Origin of the sequence: Lyngbya sp. PCC 8106, from assembly GCF_000169095.1 — a bacterium.
Taxonomy (GTDB): domain Bacteria; phylum Cyanobacteriota; class Cyanobacteriia; order Cyanobacteriales; family Microcoleaceae; genus Capilliphycus.
In genome coordinates, this window is sequence record NZ_AAVU01000003.1 from 41,425 (window position 1) to 58,107 (window position 16,683).

Below are 16,683 nucleotides of genomic sequence, written 5' to 3' on the forward strand. Positions count from 1 at the left end.
GACCGCGACCTGTCTGGGATTAGCTGCCCCCCATCAGTGCCTGGGCGAGCCCGAGGAAGAGTGGTATTCCCAAGGCAAGCGCAACTGGCGTGCCGACGGCCGTGGACGAGCCGATGTAGGCAGAGGGATTAGCCGACGGGATACCGGCTCGTAAAGTAGGCGGCCCTGAGATGTCTGAACTGGAGGCGGCGATGACGGCTAGGAGTACGACTCCGCCAGGGCTGAATCCCGTGGTGAGGTGGGCAATCCAGCCGAGACCGAAGGCTATGAACCCATGCAGCAGCGGCGCCACCAAGGCATATAGGGCGTACCACTGGCCTACTTTACGCAGCTCACCGAGCCTTGCCGTGGCTTCCATACCCATTACCAGCATCAGTATCGAAAGGAAGCCTCGGAAGAGGGGCTCGTAGAAGCTCTCAAAGACACTTTCCGGCCGGGTTAGCAGACCTAGAGCGATGCCGAGCAGCAGTGCCGAGAGGGCAGATCCCTGAAGGCTTTCCTCGATGATCGGCCATATCTGGACTCGCTGACCTTGCTGGCTGCGATACTCGCTTGCGGTACTGGGATACTCACCGGGCTTCTGGCTGAGAGACTTTTGCTTGCTGGTATAAATACTGGCTAGGACGATCGCAGTTACGAGCGCTGGAATATCCATGAATGGGTAGAGTGCGGCAGCCCAGGCTTCATATTCGATGCCTTCCGTTTCCAGTGCCGTCAAGCCGGCGGCGAGGGTAGAACCACTCACGGCACCGAACAAGCCCGCAGTCGCAATGGCATCCACGGTTTTGACGCCCGGCAGCATGGCTAACGTGTAGCGCCCGATAAACACGATAAGGATCCCCGTTACCACGGCGAACAGTGCTGGCAACAGCATATCCACCAGATTGGCATTGCGGATCGCAATACCGCCGCTCAAGCCGACTTTGATGAGCAGCATGAAAACAATGAACTTATAGATCGCATCTGGAATTTGCAGTTGGCTACCAAGGGCGGCAACGATCATACCACCAATCAGAAAGCCGAGTGTCGGAGACTGCAACTTCGACAAGAAGAGCGTCAAGAAATCGGACAAAAACTCCATGTTGTAATTCCTCCTTGGTCAAATCTTAGTAGGGGTCAGGACGGCAGGCAAGCGTGACCTCGAATCCTGGGTAGCTTGCTCCACGCATCACCATTGAGCAGCGAGTTAACCCGCCACTTCATTGCATCTGCATCACGGTGCGCGTCGTGTGCTAGAAGATCAAGTTTCGCTCCGACGAGCGCAAATGATCGCGCTAATCAGTGGTGATTTATTGGTAATAGTTTGTTAATACCATACTTTACCAGCAATTAGTTCGTAATGATACATCTGGGGAAAGTATTTTCGGATATTTATTTAGATGGGGAGCTGTCATTCATCGCGCTTCAGCAACGGAAAATAGAGAGTAATTTTTTCGGGGGAGATCAGTTTCTGTAATCAACTAGATATAGGTGGTGGCTCAATCGATGACTTGAAGTTACATAAGATAAAGTTAAGAAAGACTTTATCGAAAAATAATTCAGAATAAGTAATGAGGAAATTAAATTTAACTTATAAGTTTGAGTAGAGTATCGGGGAACAGTAAATCCTTACTAGGGATCTCATCAGCCTTTTCTTCTTACCAGGTTAACTCCTAGCTCTGCTACCGTTGACACTTGATAACAACTTCCAATTGTTTCAATTTTTGCGACATTAATCGCTGTCATTTGAGTAATTTTAAATTATTGGTTTGCGGTATTTTCCATTATTTTAGTGAATAAACCTCAACTGATAATTTAACCCAAATTTTAAAATTGTTCAGCAACCTACCATGTTACCTTGTCCCGTAAATTTTCGGTCATTTTCGGGCCAATTCCCGATACTCGTTGTAAGTCTTCTAAAGAGGTAAACGGTTGTTGTTGGCGGGTTTGAATGATGCGTTGGGCTAAGTTTGGGCCGACTCCGGGTAGGGTTTCTAATTCTTCTAAAGTAGCGGTATTTAAGTTAACTTTGTATCCCAAACTCCAACGGGGAGGTTTTGATACAGTTTCAATATTTCCTTGACAAGCTTCTATGTCTTGTTGAAATTTAGCTAAAATCCCCGCCGGAAGTCCTAACGTTGCAGTATCATAAAGTTGATGAAATTCGCGGTTAAAATGGGCGGCGACAGTGGGATTTTTAATTACAATTAAGGTTTCGTCGTTGTTTGTATTAGCTGCTTCCGTCCAGTTGTGAGAACCCGCAATAACAACTTGATTATCAACAATTCCAAACTTATGATGTAACTTATCTCCTAGCGGTAAATTGGGAACGCCGACGGTAGAAATAGGCTGTTTCCAGGGACGATTTTGGGCTTCATATTTGCAGTTACTTACCGCAGCCACTCCCATCATATCCAACATTTCGCTATAATTTCGATAAGCAAAACCTGGATCGATTATTCCCCGCAATGTTATCGGACGTTGAAGGGTTGTTTCCATAACATCAACTAACCTTTGATCTGAAAAAACAAACAAAGCAAAATCGATTGATTGTTGGGCTTGAGTTAAGGTATTAGCAATTAAACCATTAACACTATTTTCCCAAGTTTGACTGCGAGTAGTGGGTGCAAATTGAACGAAAACGGGTGTATTTCCAACGGTAACATTTTCAACCCTTCGATCCGGTTTTTTTGTCCCAAATTTGCTATCCGGTTCGCCTCCGGGGCCATCTCCCCACATCAAATTAAATTCTTGAGTGAATAAATTCGCTAACTGAGAACTTTCGATTTTTAATAAATTATTGGCATTTCCCCGACTTTCCGGTTCATCCAAGTCGCCGTGAATACCACTGAGGGTAAAATTAGCCGAAGTCACAATTACCGTTTTCCCGTCAATAATCACAAATTTATGGTGCATTAAACCGCTACCTTTAGAACCATCGGCGGTATCATCAATTCGGGGAATTTTGGCATTATTTAGGATAACTAAAGCATCCCGTTGATTGATTTCTTCTGGGGTTATTTTTCTATCTTGATTAATATCAATTAATTTGACCGCTTCTAAATAGCGATCGCGTTCGGTTTTGGAGAGTTGATTAACTTCATTTTCCGTTAGACTACTCCAAGGACGACTATAACTATTTTCAAGAATTACTCTAACTTTAACCCCGGCTTGATGTCGGTTAACTAGAACTTCAGCAATTTTGGGTAAACGTAATTCTTGAACCGCGATATCAACACTAGAATTTGCCGTTTTAATCGTATCGATAATAATTTGTTCGAGATCATCCCCCAAGCGAGTTTGTTGACGATAGGGTTCAGTATAAACAGAAGCTTGAGAGTGATTAAAGTAAGCTTGGATTAGGGGATCTTGGGGTAAAGTCTCTCGAACCGGTTTAAGCGTCGGTTGAGATGGTTTTTTATCCAGCAAGAAATGGCCTAAAAAAAGCAAAGCCAACACAATCGCTAAACCAATTAGGAGTCGATTTTTGTTGAGTAAATGCACGGGTTAATCGGGTGAGTGAGGATTGATAATAATTATTTTAGCTATCAGTCAACGATCTAAAGATAGATAGTGATTGAGATTGATAAATTCTCTGACGAAGATTTATTCTGTCCGGTCTTGCTGGAAAGGTCAGCTTTTGACGGGCTAGGTTGAGTTTGACAATCTTAATATTTCCCCTGTCTTCTCAAACCCGTTCATCTTTTACACTTTTAATACTACGACTAACGAGAGTGATTTTTTCAAACCTATCCGCTTGGGGATGTCTCTAAAGGCAGGTAATCTATTAAATAGAGCTTAACTTGAATTTGTGCAGAATGATTTTTGCATAACTACCCGCAACCTTTTTACAAGGGCTGTAGGACTTCCTATTTTGTTCGCACGACCTGGGTCAGAACCCTCAGATTAGTGTTATGCCTAGAAGAAAGAGAACATTTCCGTGTGGCCACAAAGGATATGGAAAAATCTGCCATCACTGTAAACAAAAACAGATGGTAGAACAACAAGAAGATCAACAACTAGCAGAGAAACGAAACAGAAAGCAAGAATGGGAAGCATCCTTCGAGCAAGATATTATCGATCTCAGAGGCTTACCCGACTATGTGGTCATCAAAGCGCGGGCTATTCTTGCAGGACTCAGCGATCAGAAAACTTATCGTGACTTTGGAGGGAAGCGACTGCGACATAATCGCCTGATTATAAGTATTCCAGTAACTCGCAACTATCGTATGCTATGCCTTGATAACGGTAGTTTTGTAGTCCCGCAGAAAATCCTCTCTCACGAAGATTACAACGTTTGCAAGCCCGGAGTCTAAACCCACAAAATGGTAGACGAACAGACAGGCGTCTCCGTTCCCCAAAAGTTCGCTAATCTTGAAGCTTTGATTGAAATCCTCTGATTAACACCCTAAACCAGCCAATAAACCGATGCAAATCTATTTAGACTATAGTGCAACCACTCCCACCCGCCCAGAAGCGATCGCAGCCATGCAAGCCGTTCTCACCCAACAATGGGGGAATTCTTCCAGCTTACATGAATGGGGTCAAAGGGCGGCGACAGTCTTAGAACGATCTAGAAGCCAAGTTGCTCACCTGATCAACGCCCCGCCCGAGTCCATTATTTTTACCTCTGGAGGTACAGAAGCCGATAATATGGCAATCATGGGCGTAGCTCGATGTTATTCTACTCCCCAACATCTGATTATTTCCAGTATCGAACATTCGGCGATCGCGGAACCTGCAAAATTACTAGAACAAGGAGGATGGCAAGTCACCCGTCTTCCGGTTGATCGTTTGGGGCGAGTTCATCCGTTAGACTTGCAAGCGGCTATTCAACCCAATACTGTCTTAGTCTCGGTCATTTATGGACAAAGTGAAATCGGTACTTTACAACCCATTGAAGCATTAGGTAAAATCGCCCGATCTCAGGGGGTATTATTTCATATCGATGCCGTACAAGTCGCTGGACGAATCCCCATCAATGTGCAAACCTTACCTGTTGATCTGTTGTCGCTGTCGAGTCATAAACTGTATGGCCCTCAAGGAAGCGGCGCCCTGTATGTGAAACCTGGTGTCGAGTTGCAACCTTTATTAGCAGGTGGCGGTCAAGAAATGAAGTTACGTTCGGGAACTCAAGCTATTCCAGTGATTGCCGGGTTTGGAATGGCGGCAGAATTGGCGATCCAAGAGATGGTCACAGAAACGCCTCGGTTAATTCAGTTACGCGATCGCTTATTTGATGGATTGGCCGATGTGACCGAGTTAATTCCCACAGGAGATCGGATTCATCGACTCCCTCATCATGTCAGTTTTTGTTTCCTGCCGCAAACCGGGGAAAGTTCATCACCCGTTACCGGAAAAACCCTGGTTCGACAAATGAATCTCGCCGGAATTGGTATTAGTGCAGGTTCGGCTTGTCATAGTGGTAAACTCAGTCCGAGTCCAATTTTATTGGCAATGGGATATGACGAAAAAACCGCTTTGGGTGGAATTCGCCTAACGTTAGGGCGAGACACGACAGAAGCTGATATTGATTGGACAGTGTTGGTGTTGAAACAAATTCTCCAACGACTGCAACCCTTACCTGTGGTTGTGAATGTTTAATACGGTTGATATCCCCCTAACTCTCTCACTCTCTGATTCAGTAGAAGGGGGGATCAATCTTAATCAATTTATCGTCATTATTTTTTAAATTCGGATAAAGTTAACCTTTTAAATTACGATACAATACCTAAAGAAACTAGATTTTTGACCCATTTATTCAACAAGATTAACTGTTTATGACGCAATTACCGAAAAGTATAGAAGAAGCTGTCGAACAAGCCAAACAAGCAACCCAAGCCGCACTTGATGACGGTTACAAACTTGTGCAAGTTGAGTTGGTTTTCCCTGAAATCGAACTTCAAGCCCAAGCTATTGCTCAACAATTTATTCCGGCGATCGAAGAATCTGGAACTGTCCTCAAAGTCTTTTTTCCGGATGCGGGTGCTGCTGCATTAGCCCGTCGAGATTGGGGCGAAATCCCCTTTAAAATCAGTGATCTCGGTAGTAGTCGTTCGCCGATAGATAGCCGGGTTAAAGACGATGATGGACGTTTCTTAGTGGTTTCTCCAACTCCGGTGGAAGTCGAACAAGTGGAAAAATTATCTCAGTTAGCAGGTGATCGCGTCACAATATTACTCAATCCCCGTCTCGAAGATATTGCTATTATAGGAATAGGCTACGCTGCTCGCGCCTTGCGCGATCGGTTTATTAGTACGATTGAATCCTGCTATTATCTCAGACCCCTCGAAGGTGATGCCGCCCTCTATCGCTGTTATCCCTCTCTCTGGGAAGTTTGGCAAGAAATTGATGGAGAATACACACTCCTGGCTCAAGAACAAACAAAGCCAGTCGGAGATCAACTCGATCAAATTTTAGCAGGAAATAGCTCCAGTGAGGGAGATTCAACTCAGTCCTCAAGGCCACAGCCGAAAAAACAAGGCTTTCTCGCCGGACTGCAAAGCTTTCTCAATGCTCTCAGTCGATAAAGCCTGATCGAATCGCTCATTGAGCAACCCCGGTGAAAGAAAATGTCGAACCGACGCCTGATCATTGGTGATGTACATGGCCATTATGACGGTATGATCACCCTGCTTGAACAACTTGCTCCAGGGTCTGAGGATCAGGTCTATTTTCTCGGAGATTTAATGGATCGTGGCCCGAAAAGTGCTGAAGTTGTTGAATTTGTTAAAAATAGTCCCTATCATTGTTTGATGGGAAACCACGAACAATTGATGTTAAATGCCTTACCGGAAGTTGGCAAAAATACTCAAGCTTGGCAGGCTTGGCTTTATAGTGGCGGATATGCAACGATTTCTAGCTATCAAAAAGCAGGTATTATGCCGAGAGAACATCTAGAGTGGATGCGATCACTTCCGATGTTTTTAGACTTAGGAGATGTCTGGTTAGTTCATGCAGGAATTCACCCACATTTACCCCTTTCTCAACAAACTGAAGCAGAATTTTGCTGGATTAGACGAGAGTTTCATAATATTCCCAAACCCTATTTTAGCGATAAATTAGTTATTGTTGGTCATACGATTACTTTTACTTTTAATGGGATAGAACCGGGTTCTTTAGTTCGAGGACAAGGATGGTTAGGCATCGATACGGGAGTTTATCATGCGAAAAGTGGTTGGTTAACGGGTCTTGATATTACCAATAATAAGGTTTATCAAGTGAATGTTTTATATAATAATAAAGTGCGGATTCTGTCCTTAGAAAAAGTGGTCACTCAGCTTAAACGTCCTTCTTTTTTGGCTCGTTTGCGATATGTTCCCCCGAAAAAAAAACTAGATTAGATAAGGTTAATAGATGAGACAACCTTTGTTTTTTCGTTGATATACCATTCGTTATCGCATTTGAGAGGAGTTGAAATCAAGTTTTAAGTGGGGTTGCGGATCATCGACAATGACTCAAATCACAACGTTTCAGCTTGAGTTTATGGTAAACTTGGTGCTATTATAGATTCAGTTATGAAATGAATTTTGTTATCCAGCCTTTTCAAGATTAGCCATTGTTTTTATCAAAAAAAATTGTTGTATTGTTCTCTATCTTAGCCGGAAAATAAAACCTTAAAATTCATAAAAAATATTGATGAGGCTTATTGTTTTATGAATCTAACTTAGAAAATCAAGGGCAAAACAGACAACAATAGAGACAATCAACGAAAGAAAGTTAAAAACTCATTTTTTATAGAATCAACTTCCTCAGTAAAAAATGTCTAAAAACTTTATCTTAGATCGAGGAAATTCTCATTCCTCGGGTGCATTTACTTATTCCAAAATCTTCTCTGACTCTGCTCTTGTCCTAATTGATTCTACCATAAACAACCCCACCGATCTGATGGCAGGTATCCGTCCGGGAACCGAAATCGTATTGCTAGATCGCGATCGCAATGGTATGATCGAAATAGCAGAAATCCTGAATCAACATCCCCCCTTTGCATCCGTCCACCTGATCAGTCATGGTTCACCTGGATGCTTACAGTTAGGGAATATTCAGCTAAATTATCACAGTCTTCCTCGGTACACCTCTATACTCAAGTCTTGGTTTTCGCCATCTTGTCTCCAAGGAAGTATTCTGGTTTTATACGGATGTCAGCTTGCTGCGGGTAAAGAAGGTCAGAACTTTCTCAAACAACTCAGTGATATTCTAGGAATAGAAATTATTGCATCTTCTCAACGAGTTGGAAATGCTGAGTTGGGGGGAAATTGGAATTTTGATTGGAATATAGGAAAACAAACCTTTCCCCAGATTTTTTCTGAGACTTTCCAGCAGACTTATCCCGGTGTATTCGCCAATATTCGGGTAAACAGTAACGCTGACAATACCACAGCGAATGATGGTTTAGTTACCCTACGAGAAGCGATTATCGCCGCCAATAACAATACAACAACCGATCTGGGTGATACAGGATTAGGGGCAGATACAATAATATTTGAACCTAGTCAAACTGATTCTATCATAACTCTGAATGGTTCGCAACTGAATATTACCAGTGACCTGACCATTGATGGTTTAGGAACGAATATTATTGTGAGTGGGAATAGCAATAGTTTCCGTGTTTTTCTAATTGATGATAACACCAATACCAAAATTAATGTCACCCTACAAGGATTAACTATTCAAGACGGAGTAGCAGAAAATGATGACGGTGGCGGAATTTATAATAAAGAAAATCTCACCTTGGATGAAAGTATTGTTCGCTATAATCTTTCAGAAGATGATGGGGGTGGAATTAGAAATGATGGAACTCTCACTATTATAAATAGTAGCATTGTTAATAATATTTCTCAAGGTATGACTAGCACAAGTGGCGGTGGGGGACTCCTAAATACAACCAATGGAACTGTTACCATTAGCAATAGTTGGTTTGATGGAAATCGCGCTAAAAATGGGAGTGCAATTCGCAATGATGGGATTTTAAGTTTAACAGAAAGTACCGTTAGTAATCACAGTGCGATCGCTGACGGTGACTTTCCAAGTGCGATCATTAATACCATTAATCCTTCAAACCCTTCGCAATTCGGTAAACTCACTATTGAAAATAGCACAATTAGCAATAACCAAGTTTCGGGAATTGTTAATGGGGGAGTAGTTGACAAGATTAATCATACCACGATTGCCGGAAATCAGGGGAAAGCAATTGAGAATAAAAACACGGTTACTCTCCTCAGCAATAGTATTTTAGCAGGAAATACAGATAACATAGTTGGTGGAACGACAACTCAAACCAATAACTTAACCGGAACTTTTGCAGAAGTTGGACTCAATTCTACCTTAGCAAACAATGGCGGTTCAACTCCGACTCATAATTTACTTTCTGGAAGTTCTGCGATTAATTCAGCCGATAGTTTTACCGCAGCAACAACTGATCAACGGGGAATATTTAGAGATAGTTTACCCGATATTGGCGCTTTTGAAGCAATATTTTTCCCTCTGAGTGTTGTCATCAATGAAATTGCTTGGATGGGAACATCTAATAGCTTTAATGATGAATGGATAGAACTGTATAACCCTGGTGATACAAACATTAACTTAAGTGGTTGGGTACTCGAAGCCAGTGATGGAACTCCGAGTCAAACCATTCCCAACGGAACAATTATCGCACCGGAAAGTTATTTATTACTCGAACGAACAGATGATACTACTGTTAATAATATCACAGCCGACTTGATTTATACAGGAGTATTAGGAAATGAGGGAGAAACTCTAACGTTAAAATCTCCAGATGGGAATATTATTGATAGTGTTAATGAGGATGGTGGGGGTTGGGTAGCGGGAGAAAATTCTCCTAAATTTACAATGGAACGGATCGATCCAACTTTACCCGGAGATGATAACAACTGGCGAACCAATGACGGATTAACAATTAACGGGATTGACGCCAACGATAACTTAATCTATGGTACACCAAAATCAGCCAATTCTCTCGGTGCAATTCCTAATTTATCGGTGAACGATGTTGATATTGTAGAAATAGATAGCGGAACTTTCAATACTACTTTTACCGTAAATCTTTCTCATCCCACGAGTCAAACGGTTACAGTTGACTATGTTACCGCAGATGTTACCGCAAGCGAGGGAAATGACTACACTTTTAAAACCGGAAGTCTGGAGTTTGAACCCGGAGAAACTAGCAAAACTGTTGATGTAAGTATTACGGGAGATAGTTTATTTGAAGCCAATGAAACCTTTAATTTAGTTCTCAGCAACCCCTCCAACGCCGGGATAATAGATGGAACTGGAGAGGGAAAAATTCAAGATAACGATACAGCGCCGACGGTGAATTTTACAACAGCAACCCAAAGCAGCGAAGAAGGGGAAGTCATAACAGTTATTCCAGAACTTTCTGCGGTAGCGGGAGTTAACATTACGCTTCCGTTTTCAGTAGCGGGAACAGCAACCAATAACAGCGACTATAGTATCAACCCTAGTCCGATTATAATTCCTGCGGGAAATTTAGAAAGCATTATTTCACTGAATTTGAGTGAGGATAATCTCGATGAAGTCGAGGAAACCATTATCTTAAACTTAGACAATCCAACAAACGCCACCGTTGGGGAAAATTCGACTCATACTATTACACTTCTAGATATTGATCCTCCTCCGAATGTTAGTCTGAGTTTGAATAAGTTTTCGTTTTTAGAAACTACAGATACAACGACTCTTACCGCAAGTTTAGATGTTGTATCGAGTCAAGATGTAACGGTTAATTTTAACTTTGAAGGAACAGCAACATTTGGAACAGACTATACAGCTAATAATACATCGATTATTATTCCAGCAGGAGAGACTGAAAACAGTATTACTTTAACAGGTTTGACAGATGCGATCGCCGAAGAAAATGAAACTGTAGAAGTTAGTATTAATAGCATTATAAACGGAATAGAGAAGGAGACTCAAACTGTCACTGCGACTCTCATTGATAATAATACTCCGCAAGTTATTGTCACTCCGACAAACCTCAATATTAGCGAAGGAGAAACGACGACTTACACCCTCCAACTCGCCACTCAACCGACTCAACCTGTGACGATTTTTGTGGAGACAGGAAGCCAAGTTGAAGCGGTTTCTCCTATTATTTTTAATGAGACAAACTGGAATATTCCTCAAACGGTTAGTATTACCGCAATAGATGATACTGTTCTTGAAGGAAACCACAGTCAAACTCTAACTCATGCTGTGACTAGCAATGATGGAAAGTATGATAATATTGGGGTGGATAATATTGAGGTTAATCTTGCTGATAACGAGATTAGCTATAGTTTATCGGTTGATAATACAGAAGTAATAGAAGGAAATAATAGCAGTCAAACGGTTACTTATACGATTACTCGAACGGGGGATCTGAGTCAACCGAGTGAGATTAATTACAATTTGGAAGGGACAGCTACTCCTGAAATAGATTATCACAATATTCAGCTTGAGGAAACGGTTGTAAATACCAGCGGAAATATTAACTTTGATGTCGGAGAAACGACTAAAACTTTAACAGTAGATATCTTAGGAGATGAGACTTTTGAACCCGAAGAAACTCTCAAACTCAGTCTGACTTCTTCTGAAACAACAACTTTTAATAATTCTCCTTTAAGTATTGCGATCGCTAATGATGATCCGCTTCCTATTATTAACTTTGAAACCGCAAGTTATACGGTTGATGAAATTACGGAAACAGTAACGATTAATGTGAGTCTGAGTAACCCTTCGAGTTCAGAAATTACGGTGATTTATGCTACCTCAAATGGAACAGCAATAGCTGGAAAAGATTACACAGAAACAACAGGAAATCTAACTTTTAATCCCGGAGAAACCCAACAGAGTTTTACAATTCCGATCCAAAATGATCAGAGTATAGAAGCGAATGAAACGGTAAATATAGAACTTGATAACCCAACAGATGCGACTCTCGGAACTCGCAACGAAGCTGAACTTATTCTCATAGATAATCAAACAGCAACGGTTAGCTTGGAACAGGTTAACTATACTGTTAATGAAATAGATGGTGTGATTGAAATTCTAGTTAATCTTGATCAGGTTGTTAGTATTCCTGTCAGTATTGACTATACAACAATAGGAGGAACAGCAACCGCAGCATTTGACTATACACCAACTCGCGGAGTTCTTGATTTTAACCCTGGAGAAACACAAAAAATTATCAGCATTCCTATTTTAGATGATCAAGAAATAGAAGAAAATGAAACTGTTAATTTCGCACTCACGAACCCAAGCCAAAAACTGATACTGGGTTCACCAGATACAGCAACTATTACCATTATTAGTGATGATATTCCAACGGTTGAACCGACTCCAATACCAACTATTGAACCCACACCAACACCAACTATTGAACTAATACCAGAACCTTCTGTTGAACCAACACCAACTATTGAACCAACACCAGAACCTTCTATTGAACCGACTCCAACTCCAACTATTGAACTAATACCAGAACCTTCTATTGAACCAACACCAACTATTGAACCAACACCAGAACCTTCTATTGAACCAACACCAACACCAACTTTTGAACCAACTCCAACACCAACTATTGAACTAACTCCAGAACCTTCTATTGAACCAACACCAACTCCAACTATTGAACTAATACCAGAACCTTCTATTGAACTAACACCAACACCAACTTTTGAACTAACACCAACACCAACTATTGAACAAACACCGACACCAACGCCAACACCAGAACCTTTTGTTGAACTAATACCAACACCAACTATTGAACCTTCTGTTGAACCAACACCAACACCATTTTTAGAACCAACACCGACTCCAACACCAACTATTGAACTAATACCAGAATCTTTTATTGAACCGACTCCAACACCAACTTTTGAACCTTCTGTTGAACCAACTCCAGAACCTTCTATTGAACTAACACCAACACCAACTATTGAACCAATTCCAACACCTCAACTTACTTTTGAACCACAACAGCCTACTGTTTTTGAAGTTCCAGGTTCATCAGATCTCTTTGATCTAACTGCTTACATTCCTCCCATTACACCCCCAAGCCGACCTTTAGAGCTAAAATTTGATGTAGAATTAGAAGGAGAAGCGATCGCCATTTCGACAAATGCTTCAGATCGGGTGATCGGAACATCAGCAGATAACCAAATGTTTGGCTTTCTCGGGGAAGATACCCTATTTGCGGGTGAAGGTAACGATATTGTGATCGCTAATAACAATAATGACTTCCTCAGTGGAGACGAGGGAAACGATACGCTTCACGGTGGACAGGGAAATGATACTCTCCAGATGGGTTCAGGTCAAGATCAAGGGTTTGGAGATCAAGGAGAGGATTATATTTATGGCGAAAATGGAGAAGATCGTTTATATGGAGGGGAGGGAAACGATCGCCTGTTTGCTGATGACGGGAATGACTGGGTAAACGGAAATAGCGAAGCAGATTATATATCAGGAAACTCAGGAAATGATACCCTTTATGGCGGAAAAGGTCAAGATACCTTGCAAGGTGGAACAGATCATGATTCTATTGAAGGAAATCTCGCAGAAGACTGGATCGAGGGAAATGCGGGAAATGATCACCTGTGGGGAAATGCGGGGGATGATACACTCTCAGGTAATCGCGATCATGATATCCTGTTTGGTGGCGACGGAAATGACTGGCTAGATGGAAACGCCGGAGAAGATGAAATTTTTGGGAATTTTGGTGATGACACGCTAGATGGCGGGGAAGGAAACGATCGCCTTTTAGGAGGGGATGGGGATGACTGGTTGGTGGGAGAGGAAGGCGAAGATACCTTGTCAGGTGGGGAAGGAAACGATCGCTTTTTTGTATCAGAGGGTCGAGGCTTAGATGTGTTGCTAGATTTTGAAAAAGGTGAGGATATGATCGTTCTCGATGGCGGCTTGCAGTGGGAAGAACTAGGCATTTTTTGGCGCCCACATTCTCTCATTTTAACTATAGCACAAACCGGGGAAGAATTGATCGAGTTATTCGGAATTGACGGTGAAATGTTTACAGTTGATGATATTTTATTCAGGTGAAGTACCTGTCGCCAACATTTCATTTATGGCGCAGGCTTCCTGCTTCATTGACAACTGCCTCTACTAGAAAAGGCTCCAGCTTTGGTCTTACATCGTCTCCACGGGCTAACGCGCCACTTCCTGACGCTCTCTTAGTCAGCATTCCTAAGTGTGGGGAAACCCGCACGGGGTCTGACCGCTAAAAAGTAGTCACGCAAATTGCCAGCCGCATTAATATCTCTATCATGCAGATTTCCACAATTGGGACATTCCCAATTTCTAATATTTAAGGGCATTGATTTCATTCGATACCCACAACAATTACAAGTCTTTGAACTGGGAAAAAACCTGTCCACAAAATCAACAACTTTTCCTTGCTCTTTAGCCTTGTATTCAGTCAGAGTTTGTAACATTCCCCAAGCGGCATCATTAATCGATTTTGCTAAACAATGATTGCGAGTCATTCCTTTTATATTCAGAGCCTCAAACACGATGACTTGGTTTTCGTCTACTAACTTGCGTGAGAGTTTGTGATGAGAGTCTAAACGACAATTAGCAATTTTATTGTGAACTTTAGCAACTTTTAGCCTAGCCTTGTTTCGATTAGCAGAACCCTTGGTTTTACGAGATAGACGTTTTTGGTACTTCGCTAATTTCTTCTCGTAGTACCGATAGAACTTAGGCGGTTTGATCTTGTCACCATCACTCGTAACAATCAGAGCATTCAAGCCTAAATCAATTCCGATAACTTTTCCTTCTGTTGATTGTTCTGGCAATTCTCCAGATAGCTCAATTCTAAGTGATGCAAAATACTTCCCTGAAGGGGTCATCGAAACTGTTATGGACTTGACTTTCCCTTTGATTTGTCGATGAACTTTGGCTTTAACTTCACCCAATTTGGGAAGTTTAACAGAATTGCCATTCACCTGAAAACCTTGAGGATAAGTTGCAGATTGTTTTCGATGTTTTGACTTAAACCTTGGATGTCTGCCCGTGCCTCTAAAAAAGTTTTTAAAGGCTGTGTCTAGGTTTTTCAAGGACTGTTGTAAAACCTGACTGGCGACTTCAGTTAACCAGGGCAATTCTTTCTTGAGGGCAGGTAATTGATTGGCACATTTTGTATAGCTCAATCCTTTACCTGTTTCTTGGTAGGTGTTGTTCCAGTCTGCTAAAAATCGATTAAACACAAAACGAGCGCATCCCAACTCTTTAGCGAGATGGATGCGCTGTTGTTTTGTGGGATATAACCGAACTTTTAAAGCGGTGAACATTTACCTTCCGTGATAGACTTTATACTAAAGTAACTGATATGGTGTAAAGTGTCAACATGGTCGTTCGGTCAAGTGCTAGGTCTGTTTCAGATGTTAGAGTCCATTTGGTGTTAGTTACCAAATTTAGGCGTAAAGTCTTTGTAGGCAATATGCTCCTCTTGATAGAGGCAACGATTAGTAAGGTACTGGAAAACAATGATTGTGAACTAATAGAGTTTAATGGTGAAGTAGATCATATCCACGTTTTATTCCAATACCTGCCTCAGCAACAGCTTAGTAAGTTGGTTAATACCATTAAAACTGCTACCAGCCGAACTATCTCCAGCAAATTTGAGTCAGAACTTAAAAAAGTTTATTCGGGCAAGAAAGTTTTATGGTCAAGCAGTTATTACGTTTCTAGTTGTGGAGGAGTTGCTGTTGACAGACTGAAAGAGTATATTAAAGAACAAGACAGACCTAGTTAATTCTTTGTTGGTCGTGATTCATCCCGACACCAACGTGTCTTATGCTGCGGGTCTTCTCACTCCACTTAGATAAATTCTAAGATTAAGTAGGAAGAAAATTCCCCACTAACCAGTTAACGATACTCTTGGTATAGGATTCACAAATTTGATTCACGGCTGTTTCTGGATAGATACAGTTGTAAAAACTAATGATATTTCCGTATACGGCGTCGGGATAAAAGAGACTGTTTTCATCAAGAGATAGCGATCGCAAGTCAAAGATTTTAGGTTGGGTATTTGCAGCATAATCAATCATAATACTGAAACCATAGCCACATTGCTGCAAGGTTTGTAGACTACTCATCGTAGCTTCTAAAAACGGAGTAGACCAACCTTTTTTACCACTCCCGCGACGACTTCCTCCTCCGTATTCAAACATGACAACTTTGGGAAGTAGATGTTCGGGTAAGTTGAAAAATTGCTTAATAACAACTGATTCCCAACCTTCTATATCGAGTTTAAAACAAGTAATTTTGGGGGTTTCTATAGTTTTTAATAGTGTCAACAAATCTAGAGTTTGAACTTGTCGTTTTGACGCTGAAGAACCAAACCAATTTGGAGAAAGGGAACTAAAATTTGAATTCATCAGATTACCAAATTTTCCCTTGTAAAGTGTTTGAGTTCCGTTTTGATCGGATAAACAACTTTCGATTAAGGTGATCGGATATTGTTTACAAAGTTTATAAAGCTTGGCTACAGGTAAAGGTTCAACTGCAACAGTGGAGAAATTTAATTGTGAAAATAGTTCACAGTAAAATGCAAAGGTTCCAACGCCGATATCAAAACAAATTCCTTCCCGATCTGGATCGATTTCCGGTAAAATTGACTTCAGCAACGCTTGACAGCAAGATTCAACACGCATTGAGTTCGATTAAGAG

10 protein-coding genes are annotated in these 16,683 nt (G+C 41.6%); 6 read left to right on the forward strand and 4 right to left on the reverse strand.

The window, feature by feature from the left end:
- Window positions 1–19 precede the first annotated feature (19 nt).
- Together L8106_RS02600 and L8106_RS02605 are read right to left on the reverse strand one after the other, a co-directional pair.
- Window positions 20–1,081 (reverse strand): sodium-dependent bicarbonate transport family permease, encoded by a 1,062-nt coding sequence (locus L8106_RS02600; protein ID WP_009782620.1) that lies wholly within the window; start codon window positions 1,079–1,081, stop codon window positions 20–22.
- A 743-nt stretch (window positions 1,082–1,824) separates the two neighbouring features.
- Window positions 1,825–3,483, reverse strand: a complete 1,659-nt coding sequence (locus tag L8106_RS02605; protein WP_009782621.1) for a phospholipase D-like domain-containing protein — start codon at window positions 3,481–3,483, stop codon at window positions 1,825–1,827.
- Window positions 3,484–3,893: 410 nt separating this feature from the next.
- Between L8106_RS02605 and L8106_RS02610 the strand changes: the two genes are divergently transcribed.
- The 5 genes from L8106_RS02610 to L8106_RS02630 all read left to right on the forward strand — a co-directional run bounded on the left by L8106_RS02610 (window position 3,894) and on the right by L8106_RS02630 (window position 14,052).
- Window positions 3,894–4,295, forward strand: a complete 402-nt coding sequence (locus L8106_RS02610) for a hypothetical protein (RefSeq protein ID WP_039895364.1) — start codon at window positions 3,894–3,896, stop codon at window positions 4,293–4,295.
- A gap of 112 nt (window positions 4,296–4,407) precedes the next feature.
- On the forward strand, window positions 4,408–5,583 hold the full coding sequence (locus L8106_RS02615) for a cysteine desulfurase family protein (protein ID WP_009782623.1): 1,176 nt from the start codon (window positions 4,408–4,410) through the stop codon (window positions 5,581–5,583).
- 176 nt (window positions 5,584–5,759) lie between these two features.
- The gene (locus tag L8106_RS02620) at window positions 5,760–6,509 is read left to right on the forward strand and encodes a DUF1995 family protein (protein WP_009782624.1); all 750 of its coding nucleotides are present in this window, start codon (window positions 5,760–5,762) and stop codon (window positions 6,507–6,509) included.
- A gap of 42 nt (window positions 6,510–6,551) precedes the next feature.
- Window positions 6,552–7,322, forward strand: a complete 771-nt coding sequence (locus L8106_RS02625; protein ID WP_009782625.1) for a metallophosphoesterase family protein — start codon at window positions 6,552–6,554, stop codon at window positions 7,320–7,322.
- A 418-nt stretch (window positions 7,323–7,740) separates the two neighbouring features.
- Window positions 7,741–14,052, forward strand: coding sequence for a Calx-beta domain-containing protein (locus tag L8106_RS02630; protein ID WP_009782626.1), 6,312 nt, complete (start codon window positions 7,741–7,743; stop codon window positions 14,050–14,052).
- A gap of 131 nt (window positions 14,053–14,183) precedes the next feature.
- Here the strand turns inward: L8106_RS02630 and tnpB are convergent, their stop codons facing one another.
- On the reverse strand, window positions 14,184–15,302 hold the full coding sequence (gene tnpB / locus L8106_RS02635) for an IS200/IS605 family element RNA-guided endonuclease TnpB (protein ID WP_009782627.1): 1,119 nt from the start codon (window positions 15,300–15,302) through the stop codon (window positions 14,184–14,186).
- 56 nt (window positions 15,303–15,358) lie between these two features.
- Between tnpB and tnpA the strand changes: the two genes are divergently transcribed.
- Window positions 15,359–15,766 (forward strand): IS200/IS605 family transposase, encoded by a 408-nt coding sequence (gene tnpA, locus L8106_RS02640; protein ID WP_009782628.1) that lies wholly within the window; start codon window positions 15,359–15,361, stop codon window positions 15,764–15,766.
- An 82-nt stretch (window positions 15,767–15,848) separates the two neighbouring features.
- Here tnpA and L8106_RS02645 read toward each other — a convergent pair whose 3' ends face one another.
- Entirely contained in the window at window positions 15,849–16,667 is an 819-nt protein-coding gene (locus L8106_RS02645) for an FkbM family methyltransferase (protein WP_009782629.1), read from the reverse strand.
- Between the last annotated feature and the right edge of the window lie 16 nt (window positions 16,668–16,683).

Excerpts from the sequence above, each read along its gene's own strand:
- L8106_RS02600 (WP_009782620.1), bottom strand. The coding sequence starts at position 1,081 with ATGGAGTTTTTGTCCGATTTCTTGACGCTCTTCTTGTCGAAGTTGCAG.
- L8106_RS02610 (WP_039895364.1), top strand. The coding sequence starts at position 3,894 with ATGCCTAGAAGAAAGAGAACATTTCCGTGTGGCCACAAAGGATATGGA.
- L8106_RS02615 (WP_009782623.1), top strand. The coding sequence starts at position 4,408 with ATGCAAATCTATTTAGACTATAGTGCAACCACTCCCACCCGCCCAGAA.
- L8106_RS02620 (WP_009782624.1), top strand. The coding sequence starts at position 5,760 with ATGACGCAATTACCGAAAAGTATAGAAGAAGCTGTCGAACAAGCCAAA.
- L8106_RS02625 (WP_009782625.1), top strand. The coding sequence starts at position 6,552 with ATGTCGAACCGACGCCTGATCATTGGTGATGTACATGGCCATTATGAC.
- L8106_RS02630 (WP_009782626.1), top strand. The coding sequence starts at position 7,741 with ATGTCTAAAAACTTTATCTTAGATCGAGGAAATTCTCATTCCTCGGGT.
- tnpB (WP_009782627.1), bottom strand. The coding sequence starts at position 15,302 with ATGTTCACCGCTTTAAAAGTTCGGTTATATCCCACAAAACAACAGCGC.
- tnpA (WP_009782628.1), top strand. The coding sequence starts at position 15,359 with ATGGTCGTTCGGTCAAGTGCTAGGTCTGTTTCAGATGTTAGAGTCCAT.
- L8106_RS02645 (WP_009782629.1), bottom strand. The coding sequence starts at position 16,667 with ATGCGTGTTGAATCTTGCTGTCAAGCGTTGCTGAAGTCAATTTTACCG.